13 protein-coding genes are annotated in these 14,158 nt (G+C 68.8%); 8 read left to right on the top strand and 5 right to left on the bottom strand.

What is annotated here, in order from left to right; all coding sequences use genetic code 11:
* Positions 1-38: 38 nt before the first annotated feature.
* A complete protein-coding gene (locus ABRP18_RS16190; RefSeq protein WP_061017834.1) occupies positions 39-527 on the bottom strand; it encodes a DoxX family membrane protein in 489 nt (162 codons plus the stop codon).
* A complete protein-coding gene (locus ABRP18_RS16185) occupies positions 524-979 on the bottom strand; it encodes a DM13 domain-containing protein (protein WP_061017832.1) in 456 nt (151 codons plus the stop codon). The genes ABRP18_RS16190 and ABRP18_RS16185 overlap by 4 nt, the downstream gene beginning before the upstream one ends.
* A gap of 167 nt (positions 980-1,146) precedes the next feature.
* On the opposite strand from ABRP18_RS16185, the gene ABRP18_RS16180 reads away from it, so the two are divergent.
* From ABRP18_RS16180 to ABRP18_RS16160, 5 genes are all read left to right on the top strand, one after another.
* Positions 1,147-1,881, top strand: coding sequence for a response regulator transcription factor (locus ABRP18_RS16180; RefSeq protein WP_058631705.1), 735 nt, complete (start codon positions 1,147-1,149; stop codon positions 1,879-1,881).
* A complete protein-coding gene (locus ABRP18_RS16175) occupies positions 1,878-3,032 on the top strand; it encodes a HAMP domain-containing sensor histidine kinase (protein ID WP_349885025.1) in 1,155 nt (384 codons plus the stop codon). Before ABRP18_RS16180 ends, ABRP18_RS16175 begins: the two co-directional genes overlap by 4 nt.
* 10 nt (positions 3,033-3,042) lie before the next feature.
* The gene (locus tag ABRP18_RS16170; RefSeq protein ID WP_113680643.1) at positions 3,043-5,007 is read left to right on the top strand and encodes a M13 family metallopeptidase; all 1,965 of its coding nucleotides are present in this window, start codon (positions 3,043-3,045) and stop codon (positions 5,005-5,007) included.
* 110 nt (positions 5,008-5,117) lie between these two features.
* Entirely contained in the window at positions 5,118-6,083 is a 966-nt protein-coding gene (locus tag ABRP18_RS16165) for a serine hydrolase (protein WP_046747475.1), read from the top strand.
* 42 nt (positions 6,084-6,125) lie between these two features.
* Positions 6,126-6,545, top strand: coding sequence for a hypothetical protein (locus ABRP18_RS16160; protein ID WP_349885024.1), 420 nt, complete (start codon positions 6,126-6,128; stop codon positions 6,543-6,545).
* A 12-nt stretch (positions 6,546-6,557) separates the two neighbouring features.
* Here ABRP18_RS16160 and ABRP18_RS16155 read toward each other — a convergent pair whose 3' ends face one another.
* Positions 6,558-8,000, bottom strand: a complete 1,443-nt coding sequence (locus ABRP18_RS16155) for an MFS transporter (RefSeq protein WP_058631700.1) — start codon at positions 7,998-8,000, stop codon at positions 6,558-6,560.
* 69 nt (positions 8,001-8,069) lie between these two features.
* On the opposite strand from ABRP18_RS16155, the gene ABRP18_RS16150 reads away from it, so the two are divergent.
* Positions 8,070-8,759: a GNAT family N-acetyltransferase gene (locus tag ABRP18_RS16150; protein WP_058631699.1), complete on the top strand. Its 690-nt coding sequence runs from the start codon at positions 8,070-8,072 to the stop codon at positions 8,757-8,759.
* Positions 8,760-8,778: 19 nt separating this feature from the next.
* On the opposite strand, the gene ABRP18_RS16145 is transcribed toward ABRP18_RS16150, so the two are convergent.
* Entirely contained in the window at positions 8,779-10,248 is a 1,470-nt protein-coding gene (locus ABRP18_RS16145) for a peptide MFS transporter (RefSeq protein WP_058631698.1), read from the bottom strand.
* Between the two features lie 116 nt (positions 10,249-10,364).
* On the opposite strand from ABRP18_RS16145, the gene ABRP18_RS16140 reads away from it, so the two are divergent.
* Positions 10,365-11,750 (top strand): glycine--tRNA ligase, encoded by a 1,386-nt coding sequence (locus ABRP18_RS16140; protein WP_046747479.1) that lies wholly within the window; start codon positions 10,365-10,367, stop codon positions 11,748-11,750.
* 129 nt (positions 11,751-11,879) lie between these two features.
* Here the strand turns inward: ABRP18_RS16140 and ABRP18_RS16135 are convergent, their stop codons facing one another.
* Entirely contained in the window at positions 11,880-12,836 is a 957-nt protein-coding gene (locus ABRP18_RS16135; protein WP_349885023.1) for a WYL domain-containing protein, read from the bottom strand.
* A 69-nt stretch (positions 12,837-12,905) separates the two neighbouring features.
* On the opposite strand from ABRP18_RS16135, the gene ABRP18_RS16130 reads away from it, so the two are divergent.
* Positions 12,906-14,054, top strand: coding sequence for an epoxide hydrolase family protein (locus tag ABRP18_RS16130; protein WP_349885022.1), 1,149 nt, complete (start codon positions 12,906-12,908; stop codon positions 14,052-14,054).
* The last annotated feature ends 104 nt before the right edge of the window (positions 14,055-14,158 follow it).

Here is a 14,158-nt window from a genome sequence, read left to right as displayed (position 1 = left end):
TCCGGTCCCCTCTCGGCAGGTTCAGCCCTCCCGTCGCTTCAGCCCTCCCACAGGCCTGAAGCCGTCTCGGTGCCTTGTGCGCGACGCGCACGAAGCCATCCATCCACTCCGAGCCGTGCAGCGGCCGGGACGAGGAGCACGACGGCGGAGAGCATGACCATCGCCGGATACTGGGCGATCAGCTGATCGGCGCTCCAGTAGAGCATCAGTGTTCCGATCGACAGGAAGGCGGTGATCCTGGTCAGCAGGCCCGCGACCAGCAGCACGCCGAGGGCGACCTCGAGGGCGGGCATCACCACGCCGAACAGCTCGGGCGCCGCCCCCATGAACGACCCGAGCGGGGCGAAGAACCACGGCACCCGAGGGTTCCCCTCCGTGCTCTGTGCCACCAGCTCGATGTCGGCCGCCCCGAACCCCGCGCGGTACTTGAGGATGCCCTCGATCAGCCAGAGCACCCCGACCGCCACCCTGGCCCCGCCGCCGAGCAGCGAGAGGACCAGGGCGCGTGCCGGCCGCGCTCCGCTCATGAGAGCTCGGCTGCCCCGAACACGGCCTTCGCCTTGTCGCAGTGGATCACGACGTAGGAGTACTCGGACGTGTCGATGCCGTCGAGGGCGAAGGTCTGCGTCGCGGTGTCGAACGAGACCGCATCGACGAGCATGCCGGCGGAGACCGCGGCCTCGTCGGTGCCGTTCGTGAGGTACACGTGCAGGTCGGGTCCCTCGTCGGACGAGAACCCGGACAGGGCGATCTCGTCGTCGGACACGGTCACGGTGCCCGAAACCTTCTTCTCGTTCAGACCCATGAAAGTGCCGGTCTTCTCGGACATCTTCATCTCGGTCGTCGACGTGCCGGGATCCGCGCTCTGCGACGCCGACGACGAGGGCTTGGTGTCCTCGGTGGCGGCGGGGGAGCTGCACGCCGCGAGGGCGAGAGCGAGGGTGACGGCCGCGGTGGCGGCGAAGGCGGTCTTGCGCATGAGGTTCTCCTGTTCACGGTGTGTGCGACTGTGTGTCCGGAGCGACGGAGGCCGCGGCGGATCGCACTTCGAAGAACGCTACGAACGCGCGGAGGGCGATGGGGGAGACCTTTCAGAACCGTAAGGAACCGCCCGACGGCGCTGAGCCCGCGACTAGTGTCGACCCCATGCAGCAGGAGACCCCCAGGGGGCAGGAGGCACCCGGGCAGCAGACGACCGAGGTGGTGGTCGTCGAGGACGACCCCACCGTCAGAGCGGCCGTCGGCGCGTACCTGCGGGCCAACGGCTACGAGGTGTCGAGTTTCGGAGACGGTGTCTCGGCGCGCACAGCCCTGCGCGAGAGGACGCCGGACGTGGTGATCGTCGACCGCATGCTGCCGGGGATCAGCGGGGACGAGCTCTGCCGCGACCTGCGCTCGTTCTCCGATGTGCCGATCATGATGCTGACCGCTCTCGGGCAGGTGGACGACCGCATCGAAGGGTTCGAGTTCGGCGTCGACGACTACCTTGCCAAGCCCTTCTCGCTGCGGGAGCTGTCGATGCGCGTCGGCGCCCTGGTCCGCCGCGCGCAGGCCGTCCAGGCCGCGGCGGGCGAGGTGCGCGCCGGAGTGTTCGCGATCGATCCGCTGCGTCGCCGTGTCTGGGTGCGTGGCGAGGAGATCGCCCTCACCGGCCGGGAGTACGATCTGCTGCTCTTCCTCGCGCGCAACGAGGGGCGAGCACTCGGGCGGGAGGAGATCCTGCGCGAGGCGTGGGGGTGGAGCTTCGGCGAGGCATCGACCGTCACGGTGCATGTGCGCCGGCTCCGGGAGAAGATCGAACAGGATCCGCGCGACCCCGTCCACCTGCGCACGGAGTGGGGCGTCGGCTACCGGTTCTCGACCGACGGGGACCGATCATGATCGTGCTCGCCGCACCCGATGTGCTGCTGATCGTGCTGACGTGCCTGCTGGCGGCCGTGGTCGTCGCGGCGCTCACCCTCGCCCTGTTGCGAAAGCTCCGGCGCCGGTCGGTCCGTGCGCAGCTCATGCTGGTCGCCAGCGCAGGGGTCGTCACGATGGCGGCTTCGGTCGTCGCGATCGCGGTGGAGATGTACATCTCCACACACGACCTCACGGTGCTGCTCGCCGTGATCGGGGTGTCCCTCGTCCTGGGGCTGGCGACCGCCTGGGTCGCGGCGAGAGCGATGAGGGCGTCGTTCGACCGTTTCTCGGCATCGCTCGAGGAGATGGGCCGCGGCGGAGTGATCGTCGCGGGAGCCGGCGGATCCCGCGAACTGGACGGCCTGTCGATGCAGCTGGCCGAGGTCTCGGCGAAGGTGGATGCCGCCAACGCCGAGCTGGAGCGTCTCGATTCGGCCCGGCGGCGCTTCTTCGCCTGGATCTCTCACGACCTCCGCACTCCCCTGACGGCGGTGCGCGCGCTCGCCGAGTCGATCGAGGACGGGGCTGCCGACGCACCGGAGCGCTTCGCCGGGCAGGTGCGGGCGCAGGTGGAGACGATGAGCCGCATGGTCGACGAGCTGTTCGAGCTGTCGAAGCTGACATCCGGCGCCGTGCAGCTGCAGACGCAGCAGGTCGAGCTGCTCGATGTGGTCTCCGACGCGGTCGCCGACGTCGCGGTCGCGGCTGCCGCACACGACGTGCGCATCGTCGAGCGCGGGGTGGGTGGGCACGTGCTCTGGGCCGATCCGCATCAGCTCGGGCGCATCATCGTCAATCTGCTGACGAACGCGATCCGGCACGCGCCACGCGGCACGGAGATCGTCATCTCCGCCACCGAGGCGGACCGGAACAGACTCGTGCTCGGCATCCTCGATCACGGAGCCGGAGTGGCGGTGGAAGACCTCGACCGCATGTTCGACGTGGGCTGGCGCGAGGACGCCGCCCGCACCTCGGCCGGCGATCAGGGCGGTGTCGCTTCCGGAGCGGGGCTCGGACTGTCGATCGCCCGCGGCCTCGCCCGTGCCCACGGCGGCGAGGTGTTCGCCGAGCGCACCGACGAGGGATTCCGCATGAACGTGCTCCTGCCGTTCGGGGGAGGCGGGTCATAGGCTGGAGCGCATGACTGACGTTCTTCCCGTGGGCCTCGCCCTTGATGAGTTCAGCTCCGACATCCGCCCCCAGGACGACCTGTATCGCCACGTGAACGGCGCCTGGCTCGCCCGTACCGAGATCCCGGGCGACAAGGCGCGCTGGGGCTCGTTCCACCTTCTCGCCGAGCAGGCGGAGAAGGATGTGCGCGCCATCATCGAGGAGTCGCAGGACGCCGCGGAAGGCACGCTCGCCCGCAAGATCGGCGACCTGTTCGCGAGCTTCATGGACACCGAGCGCATCGATGCCGCCGGTGTCGCCCCGCTCGCCGAGACGCTCGCCGAGATCGATGCGATCGCCGACGTTCCGACGTTCCTGCGCACGGTGGGCGCCTACGACCGCGACGGCCGCGCCTCGATCATCGGTCTCTACGTCGACGGCGACCCCGGCAACCCCGAGCGCTACCTCCCCGTGCTCGTGCAGGCGGGTCTGTCGCTTCCCGACGAGAGCTACTTCCGGCTCGACACCTTCGCCGACACGAGGACCGCGTACCGCGCGCACCTCGAGCGTCTGCTGACCCTGGCCGGCGTGGGCGATGCCGCGGCGAACGCCGACCGCGCGATCGCTCTCGAGACCGAGTTGGCGGGCCACCATTGGGACAACGTGCGCAGCCGTGACGCCGTGGCGACGTACAACCTCAAGACCTGGGACGAGCTGCAGGCACTCGCGGGCGTCGACCTGGCTCCGTGGCGCGAGGCGGTCTCGCCGTCGAACCCCACCGCTTTCGACGAGGTCGTCGTCGCGCAGCCCAGCTTCTTCGAGGGGCTCGGTTCGCTGCTGACCCCCGAGCGGCTGGACGACTGGAAGGCCTGGCTGCGGGCGAAGGCCGTGCACGCCGCCGCCCCGTACCTGACCGACGACCTCGTGCAGGAGAACTTCTCGTTCTACGGCACCGAGCTCACCGGAGTGCCGACGATCCGGGAGCGCTGGAAGCGTGGCGTCTCGCTCACCGAGGGGGCGCTCGGCGAGGCCATCGGCAAGGTCTACGTCGAGCGGCACTACCCGCCGACGGCGAAGGCCGCCATGGACGAGCTGGTCGCGAACCTGATCGAGGCGTATCGGCGGAGCATCACCGACCTCGAGTGGATGACGGCCGAGACCCGCGAGCGCGCGCTCGCCAAGCTCGACTCGTTCACCCCGAAGATCGGGCATCCCGAGGTGTGGCGCGACTACTCCAGCCTCGAGATCGACAGGGGAGACCTGTTCGGCAACGTGCGCCGGGCGTCGATCTTCGAGCACGACCGCAACGTCGACAAGGTGGGCAAGCCCATCGATCGCGACGAGTGGCACATGCCGCCGCAGATGGTCAACGCGTACTACAACCCGTCGATGAACGAGATCGTCTTCCCCGCGGCCATCCTGCAGTACCCGTTCTTCGACGCAGGGCGTGACGCCGCGGCGAACTACGGCGGCATCGGCGCGGTCATCGGTCACGAGATCGGGCACGGCTTCGACGACCAGGGCAGCCGCTACGACGGCGATGGACGCCTGCAGGACTGGTGGACCGATGCCGACCGCTCGGCGTTCGAGGAGCGCACCAAGGCGCTCATCGCGCAGTACGACGCGCTCGTCCCGGAGGGCCTCGATGCCGAGCACCACGTGAACGGCGCGCTCACCATCGGCGAGAACATCGGCGACCTCGGCGGTCTCGGCATCGCGTTGAAAGCATACGAGCTGTCGCTGGACGGCCAGGAGGCCCCGGTCATCGACGGGTACACGGGGGTGCAGCGCCTGCTGCTGTCATGGGCGCAGGTGTGGCAGCAGAAGAGCCGTGACGCCGAGACGCTGCGCCTGCTCACGATCGACCCGCACTCGCCCAACGAGTTCCGCTGCAACCAGATCGTGCGCAACATCGACGCCTTCTACGAGGCGTTCGGCGTGACCGAGTCCGACGCGCTGTGGTTGCCTGCGCCGTCGCGTGTGACCATCTGGTGACAGATCGTCGCACTCTGTGAATCATCCCCCGGCGGTGGGGTTACGATAGCCCTGCCGCCGGGGATCGCCTTCCCGCGGTATCCCGCACATCCACCCCCCTAAGGATCAGCGTGGGCGCTCTCGAGCCTGGTGAAGGCTTCCGCAACTCCTCGGCCCCCGAGTCTCTCGACGGTGCCCAGGAGGCCTCGGGTGCTGGGCGCCGTTCGCAGCGCACCAGCCGCCGGCTTCCGCGCCGCGCGGCAGCGGGACGACGCTCGTTCACGGCCACGCTCCGTGCGCTGGAGGGGCTGGTCGATTCCGGAGCGCAGGTCTCGGTGCACGTGGTCGACCTCGACAACCATGTGCATGTGCTGGCCGGCGACGACCACGTGACGATGCCGATCGCCGGTCTCGGCGTGGTGCCGCTTCTGATCGAGGTCGCTGCGGGCTTCCAGAGCGGTGCTCTCGATCCGTTCGAGATCGTCGAGCGCGAGAGTGTCGACGCCGTGGAGACCTCGGGGTTGTGGCGGCATCTGCACGCGCCGGCGCTGCCCCTGGAAGACCTCGCGGTGATGGCGGCGACCGCGGGCGATCCGATCGCGGTGAACGCCCTGCTGCAGCGGGTGGGGCATGATCGCGTGCGTGAGCGCATCGAGTCCCTCGGACTGCGCCGCACGGCTCTGCTCGATCGCTTCCGCGACCGCCGCGGCCCCGACGACGCCCCGCAGGTGGCCGTGGGGTCGGCGCGCGAGCTCGCCGGGCTGTTCTCCGCCCTCGTGAACTCGCAGGTGGTCGATGTCGCCGTCAGTGCACAGGTGTCCGAGTGGCTCAGCCTCAACCAGGATCTGAGTCTGGTCGCGGCCTCCACCGGCCTCGACCCTTTCGCACACGATCACGATGCGCACGGCCTGCTGTTCGTGAACAAGACCGGGAGGGATCGCGGAGTGCGGGCCGAGGCGGGTGTGCTGGCCGGGCCCCGAGCCGGTGTCGCGTACTCGCTCATCGTGTGCTTCGACGACCTCTCGATCACCCACCGTCTGCGCGCGCACGACGCCTTCCGCGTGCTCGGCGTCGAACTCATGGAGTACACGCACTGACGTCGACGCGGGCGAGCTCACCCGCACCGCTAGCATCGGGGGATGCCTCGATCTGACTGGACCCCGCATCGCCGCGACGACGGCGAGCTGCTCGGGTGGATCCATCCCGAGGGTGAGGGCTGGGTGGCGGTCGACGTGCTCGGACGCCCCGCGTCGGTTCCCACCGAATGGCTCGACGCCGAAGCGGCACTCGAGGAGCACGGCATCGCCTGGCTCGCCGACCCCTGGATGCTCGAGGGCGAGGCGCTGTCGGACGGCGAGACCGACCGTCCGCTCCGGGTGCGCATCCTCGAGGTGACCCCCGACGAAGACGGTTCGCCCGGTCGAATCGTCGTGAAGATCGACGACTTCGGCGACATGACGCGTCCGGCTGCTGCGCAGTTCGTCCTGGCATGGCCGATCCCGGACCGCCTCCGCCCGCCGCGCGCCGACGACCCCGACCCCCGCACGATCGCCGGCTGACGCCGACGCGTCTCAGCCCGGCAGCGAGGGGCGCTGCTCGGAGCTCCGCTGCTTCGGGATGAACAGCGACAGCACCACCGCGATGATGCCGGCGGCGATGGCGAGCCAGAAGCACACCTCGAAGGCAGCGCGTGTCGGGACGGCGACTCCGCCGACGTCGACGCTCATCGCGGCGAGGACACCGCCCATCACCGCCGAGGCGCTGGATGTGCCGACCGATCGGAACAGGGCGTTCAGTCCGTTGGAGGCTCCGGTCTCGTTCGCCGGGACCGAGCGCATGATGATCATCGGCATGGCCGCGAACGTGAACCCGATGCCCACTCCGATGAAGATGTTGGCCACGAAGATGTGCCACACCTCGGAAGACCACAGCAGCACGAAGACATAGGCGAGCACGATCGCGCCGGCACCGACTGTGAACAGCGGACGCGGTCCGACGGTGCGCTCGAGCCAGCCGGAGAGGGGCGAGATGACCATCATCACGAGACCGGCCGGCATGATCACGAGGGAGGCGGCGAGCATGTCGAGGCCGAACCCCGCACCGCCGATCGTCGGCATCTCGAGCAGCTGTGGGAACGTGACGTTCGAGGCGAAGAGCGCGAAACCCATCCCGATCGCGGCGATGTTCGTGAACAGCACCGCGGGGCGGGCGGCGACACGCAGGTCGAGCAGCGGATCCTTCGTGCGCAGCTGATACCAGCCCCACACCAGCAGCACCACGAGTCCGCCGATGATGCAGGTGAGCGTCAGGGGAGACGTCCATCCCCATTGCGCACCCCGCGAGACGAAGAGCAGGATGCCCGTGAGGCCGATCGCGAGTCCGATGGCTCCGATCACGTCGAGCCGCCCGGGAGAGCGCAGCACATCTTCGGGGATCACCGCCAGCACCAGGGCGAGGCCGACGACACCGAGCGCCGCGGCGAGCCAGAAGAGCATGTGCCAGTCGGCGTTCTGGGCGAGGAGTGCAGCCACGGGCATCCCGATCGCGCCGCCGACGCCCATCGTGGCGCTCATGAGGGCGACCGCGGTGCCCAGCCGTTCAGGAGGGAGCACATCGCGCATGATCGCGATGCCGAGCGGGACGACGCCGGTCACCGCACCCTGCAGCGCGCGGCCGATGATCACGCCGACGATCGAGCCGGAGACGGCGGCGATCACAGACCCCAGGATCAGGATCGCGAGCAGGGCGATCACGACTCGACGCTTGCCGTACATGTCGCCGAGCCGGCCGGAGATCGGAGTGGCGACCGCGGCGACGAGCAGCGTGATCGTCACGACCCAGGTGGTGTCCTCACGGGAGGCGTTCAGCAGCTGCGGCAGCTCGGCCTGCAACGGCACGACCAGCGTGAACATGAACGACGAGCACAGCCCCGCGAAGGCGAGGACTGCTACGATCGCCCAACGGGGAGGAGTGCGGGAGAGACGCTTCCTCGCTCTGTCATCGCTCGCGCCCATCGGCTCAGGCTATCGCCGAATCCTCGTGCCGGATTCCTCGAACGGGCCGAGGAGGGGCAGACTGGGTGCGTGCGAACCATCCGTGATCTCGACACCGTTGAACTCATCCTCGACGCCCAGGGCCTGCTCGACTCCATCAGGGGTCCGCAGCGCGTGGTGGATGCCGGAACCCTGCGCGCCCTGCAGCAGTCGGGCAACTACGTCGTCGGCTTCTTCGACGGCGAGGGCGAAGACGAGCGCATGGTCGGCGCGTCCATCGCCTTCTTCGGCGAGCCGGCCCGACGTGCGATGCACTCCCACATCACCGCCCTGCTGCCCGAGTACCGCGGGCGGGGCTGGGGCCGCGAGCTCAAGGAGCATCAGCGACAGTGGGCGTTCTCCCGCGACGTCGGCCGCATCACGTGGGTGTTCGATCCGCTGGTGGCGCGCAATGCGCACTTCTTCTTCACGGTGCTGGGTGCCCGTGCCACCGGATACTCGGTCAACCGCTACGGCATCTTCGGCGGCGGTGACGCGGGCGACGAGAGCGACCGACTCGACGTCGAATGGGCACTCGCCGACATCGCCAAGCCCCCGGCCGACGACGCGGTCGTGGAGACCCTCGAGATCCCGGCCGACATCGAGGCGCTGCGCGTCTCCGATCCTGCGGCCGCCCACGAGTGGCGCCTGCGCCTGCGTGCGCAGATGGAGGGCCTGCTCGGCAGCGGCCTCCGGATCGCCGGGTACGACACCGAACGCGGCTACCTCTTCACGGCGTGATGCGGGATGCGCGGAGTGCTCAGCGCACCCCGCGCATCAGCTTCAGCACGGGCTTCACGCTGAGCAGCAGTCCGATGCCGACGACGATCGCGATGCCGCCGAGGATCGAGAAGAACGGCACCTCGTCGTCGGGGTTGTAGAACCGCACGAGCTCGCCTGAGATCGCCGTGCCGAGCGCGATCGACAGGAAGAACAGCGCGACCATCTGGGTGCGGAAGACGGTCGGTGCGAGCTTGGTGGCCGCCGACAGGCCGACGGGGGAGATGAGCAGCTCCGCCACGGTGAACACGAAGAGGATCCCGACGATCGCGAGCAGCGGTGTGGAGTTCTCCCCGCCACCGGCGAACGGCAGGAAGAGCAGGAACGCCGACCCCATGATGATCGCCGCCAGGGCGAACTTGACCGGCGTCGAGGGCTGACGCTTCCCCAGACGGGTCCAGATCGCCGCGAAGACGCCCGACAGGATGATGATGAAGACCGGGTTGATCGACTGCACCCACGACACGGGCATCTCCCAGCCGAACAGGTTCCGGTCCAGGCGCTGGTCGGAGTAAATCGTCAGCACCGTGAACTGCTGCTGGTACAGCGACCAGAACGCGACGCTGGTGATGAAGAGCGGCAGGAAGGCCCACACGCGCGAGCGTTCGGTGGCGTCGATCCGACGGCTGCCGAGGATCACCGAGAAGTAGGCGACGGCGGCGATGATCGTGACGCCGATAACCAGGGCGGCCAGGTTGTCCGGGCGGATCACCCCGGTCAGCACCAGGACGGCGATGACCACCACCGCGGCTCCGGCGATGACTCCGACCAGGAGGTACCGGGACTTCGGGAGCGGATTCGGCACCTCACGCGCTGAGGCGGGGAGCGACTTGCGGCCGAACGAGTACTGGATGAGTCCCAGCGTCATGCCGATGGCCGCGAGGCCGAAGCCGTAGTGGAAGCCCAGCGACGACTGCAGGATGCCGGTGAGGATCGGGCCCAGGAACGCGCCGAGGTTGATCCCGAGATAGAAGAGCGAGAAGCCCGCGTCGCGTCGAGGATCGTCTTCGCTGTAGAGAGTGCCGACGACGGACGACGCATTCGCCTTGAGTCCACCGGATCCGACGGCCACGAGCACGAGACCGACGCCCACACCGACCGCGCCGGGGAGCAGCGCGAGGGCGAGGTGTCCCGCGACGATGACCATCGCGCTGACGAACAGCACCCGCTCGGCGCCGAAGAGGCGATCCGCGAGCCAGGCTCCCAGGATCGTCGACAGGTAGACCGATCCTCCATAGGCGCCAACGATGCCGCCGGCGACCGCCTTGGGGATGCCGAGGCCGCCCTCGGTCACCTCGAAGTACAGGTAGATGAGCAGGATGCCCTGCATGCCGTAGAAGCTGAAGCGCTCCCACATCTCGACGCCGAAGATGTGCACCAGTGCCCACGGCTGCCCGAAGAAGCGGGTGTCGTCGTCGCGGGTCCGCGGTGTTCGCGCTGCAGTGCTCATCCCCAGGACGCTACTCCGGCGCAGCCGCGGAGGCCAGGGAGCGCGCGGGAACGACGGATAGAATGGGATGCCCGTGTTCGCGGGTTCTCCTCCCGCATCCGACCATTGGAGCCACCATGGCCGAACAGTCCCGCCTCGACAAGGTCATCGCCCTCGCCCGCCACCGCGGGTTCGTGTTCCAAGCGGGTGAGATCTACGGCGGTTCCCGGTCGGCCTGGGACTACGGCCCCCTGGGCACGGAGCTCAAGGAGAACATCCGCCGCCAGTGGTGGCAGACCTTCGTGCGGGGTCGCGGCGACATGGTGGGCCTGGACTCCAGCATCATCCTCCCCAAGCGCGTGTGGGAGGCGTCGGGCCATGTCGCGACCTTCACCGACCCGCTGGTCGAGTGCCTGCAGTGCCACAAGCGCTTCCGTGCCGACAACCTCATCGAGGACTTCGAGGCGCGCAAGGGCCGCAAGGCCGAGAACGGTCTGGCCGACATCCCCTGCCCGAACTGCGGCACCAAGGGGCAGTACACCGAGCCGAAGGCCTTCTCCGGTCTGGTGAAGACGTATCTCGGCGTGGTCGACGACGAGTCCGGCCTCTACTACCTGCGCCCCGAGACCGCGCAGGGCATCTTCGTGAACTTCTCGAACGTGCTCACCGCGAGCCGCAAGAAGCCTCCGTTCGGCATCGGCCAGGTCGGCAAGGCCTTCCGCAACGAGATCACCCCCGGCAACTTCATCTTCCGCACGCGCGAGTTCGAGCAGATGGAGATCGAGTTCTTCACGCCGCCGGCTGAGGCCCAGGAGTGGTTCGAGCACTGGGTCGAGGCCTGCTGGAACTGGTTCATCGACCTCGGCATCGATCCGGAGAACATGCGTCAGTTCGACGTGCCGGAAGACGACCGCGCGCACTACTCGGCCGGCACGATCGACGTCGAGTACAAGTTCGGCTTCGCGGGCAAGGAGTGGGGCGAGCTCATGGGCGTCGCCAACCGCACCGACTACGACCTCTCCAGCCACAGCGAGGCATCCGGCCAGAGCCTGACGTACTTCGACCAGGCCACGGGCGAGCGCTACACCCCGTACGTGATCGAGCCGTCGTTCGGCCTCACCCGCGCGATGATGGCGTTCCTCGTCGACGCCTATGTTGAGGAGCAGGTGCCCAACGCCAAGGGCGGCACCGACGTGCGCACGGTGCTCAAGCTCGACCCGCGCCTCGCTCCGGTCAAGGCCGCGGTGCTGCCGCTGTCGCGCAATGAGAAGCTGTCGCCGCTCGCCCGCGAGGTCGCCGACACGCTCCGCAGCTCGTGGGCCGTCGACTTCGACGACGCGGGTGCCATCGGCCGCCGCTACCGTCGCCAGGACGAGATCGGCACCCCGTTCTGCGTCACGGTCGACTTCGACTCTCTCGACGACCGTGCGGTCACCGTGCGCGACCGCGACACCATGGCGCAGGAGCGAGTCTCGATCGACGAGCTGCACGCCTACCTCGCGGAGCGTCTGCGCGGCGCCTGAGCGCTCTCAGCTCTCTCTCCCTCTCGCTCCCTCTCGCCCACCGCCGAGACCCATCCCCACCGCCGAGACCCATCGTGATCGGAGCACGTAGGAGTGGGTCTCGAAGGGGAGGGTGGGTTTCGATCCCCGTCATGATCCCCGCACGGCGCGCGCGTAGCGCTCGGAGAGGAGCTGCAGGCGGGGGAGCAGCTCGGGCGGACTCTCGACCGTGAAATCCATCATCAGCATCCCGATGTAGGCGGCGATGGTGTCGAGGCTGTCGGCACCGGTGACGAGGATGCAGTGCTCGTCGTCGACGGGTTCGACCACCCCGACCGCGGCGTGGATGCGGTCGAGCACGGCCTCCGCCGGCGCGTCGATGCGCAGTCGGGCGTGCACGATCCACCCGCTCACCGCGATGGTCCGCATCGCGAAGGCCGTGTAGTCGCCACCCGGGAGCGGTCGCGAGTCGAAGCGGCGGTGCGTCGGCATCCGCAGGTCCATCCAGTCGACCCGGTACGTTCCCCACTCGTCGGCGTCGGGGTCGCGTGCCACGAGGTACCAGCGCCGCACCCAGGTGAGCAGCCGATACGGCTCGACCAGCCGGGGAGCCCCCTCGTAGTCGAAGCGCAGCCACTCCTGGTCGCGGATGGCGCGCGCGATGGCCTGCAGCGACGCGGCGTCGACTTCGGGGTCGGGCGCGTCGGTGTCGTTGTTCTCCGGGGCGCGGTCGACGCTGGAGCGGAGCGCGTCGACGGTGGGGCGCAGGTGCGACGGCAGCACCTGCTCCAGCTTGGCGAGCGCTCTCGCCCCCGACTCTTCGACCCCCGCGATGCCGGCGGCGGCGCGGAGTCCGACCGTGACCGCCACGGCCTCCTCATCGTCGAGGAGGAGCGGAGGGAGGGTGCCGCCCGCCCCGAGACGATATCCGCCGACGGATCCGCGCGTGGCATCGACGGGATACCCGAGCTCGCGCAGTCTCTCGATGTCGTGCCGCACGGTGCGCGAGGAGACACCGAGTCGGACGGCGAGGTCGGTGCCGGAACGCCCGGGGCCGGTCTGCAACAGGGCCAGCAGCGCGAGCAGTCGAGCGGTCGGATCGGCCATCGGAGCTCCTCGAAAAGTCGTGCATCCATTAGGAACGAATCCAACCTAATGCGCTCCTATCTTCGAGCTATGGACAACACGACGCTCAGCTTCCGCCCCTTCACCGTCTCGGTCTCCCCTGCCGAGGTCGCCGATCTTCAGGATCGCCTCGCCCGCACCCGCCTTCCGCAGCCCTCGCCGACGGACGACTGGGATGCGGGCACCCCCAACTCCTACCTGCGTGAAGCCGTCGCCGCCTGGCGCGACTTCGACTGGGCAGCCGCTCAGGAGCGGATCAACGCCGTCCCGCACTTCACCACCGAGATCGACGGCCAGACCATCCATTTCCTCCACGTGCGTTCGGCTCACGAAGGTGCGACCCCACTGCTGCTCGCCCACACCTACCCCGGCTCCTCGATCGACTACCTCGACCTGATCGATCGGCTGGTCGATCCCGTGGCGCACGGCGGCCGTGCCGAGGACGCGTTCGACCTCGTGATCCCGGATGCACCGGGCTACGGGTTCTCGCAGCCTCTGGCGTCGGCGGGGTGGACGACGGCGCGGGTCGCGGAGGCGTACGACCGTCTCATGCGCGGTCTCGGTTACGAGAGCTACGGCATCCACGGTTCCGACAACGGCGCCATGGTCGCTCGGGAACTCGGACTGCGGGAGCCCGAGGGCTTCCTCGGACTGCACGTGCTGCAGCTGTTCTCGTTCCCCTCGGGTGACCCCGCGGAGTTCGAGAAGCTCGAGCCTGCGGACTACGCCGGCCTGGAGCACATGCAGTGGTTCCAGTCGGTGGGCGGGTACAACACGATGAACTCGTCGCGTCCGCAGACAGTCTCGGTCGGGATCAGCGATTCCCCGGTGGGGCTGCTGGCCTACAGCGAGCTGTTCAACTCGTTCGGCAACGGTACGTCCTTGGTGCCGCTGGAGAAGATCCTGCTCGAAGTCAGCGTGAACTGGTTCGCGAACGCGGCATCGGGCATGAGCCGCAGCTACCTCGAGAACGCCAGGGCGGATGCCGCTGCCGAGGGTGCAGAGCCGCAGATCAACGCCGCGCGCACCGGGGTCGCGGTGTTCGCTGACGACTTCCAGACGATCCGGGTCTTCGCCGAGCGCGACAACTCGAACATCGTGCACTGGAGCCGCTTCGAGGAGGGAGGGCACTTCGCCGCCCTGGAGCGCCCCGACCTGCTGGCCGGCGACATCCGCGCGTTCTTCGCCCCGCAGCACTGACTCCTGTCACGTCGGGCCAGACCCACGCTCCTCGCCGAGACCCATCCGCGCAAACGCTGTTGCGGATGGGTCTCGGCGCGCAGCATGGGTCTCGAACCTCGCGA

Origin of the sequence: Microbacterium sp. WHRI 7836 (genome assembly GCF_040223885.2) — a bacterium.
Taxonomy (GTDB): domain Bacteria; phylum Actinomycetota; class Actinomycetes; order Actinomycetales; family Microbacteriaceae; genus Microbacterium; species Microbacterium oxydans.
The sequence above is the reverse complement of the archived record's forward strand: the minus strand, read 5'-3'. Positions and strand labels throughout refer to the sequence as shown.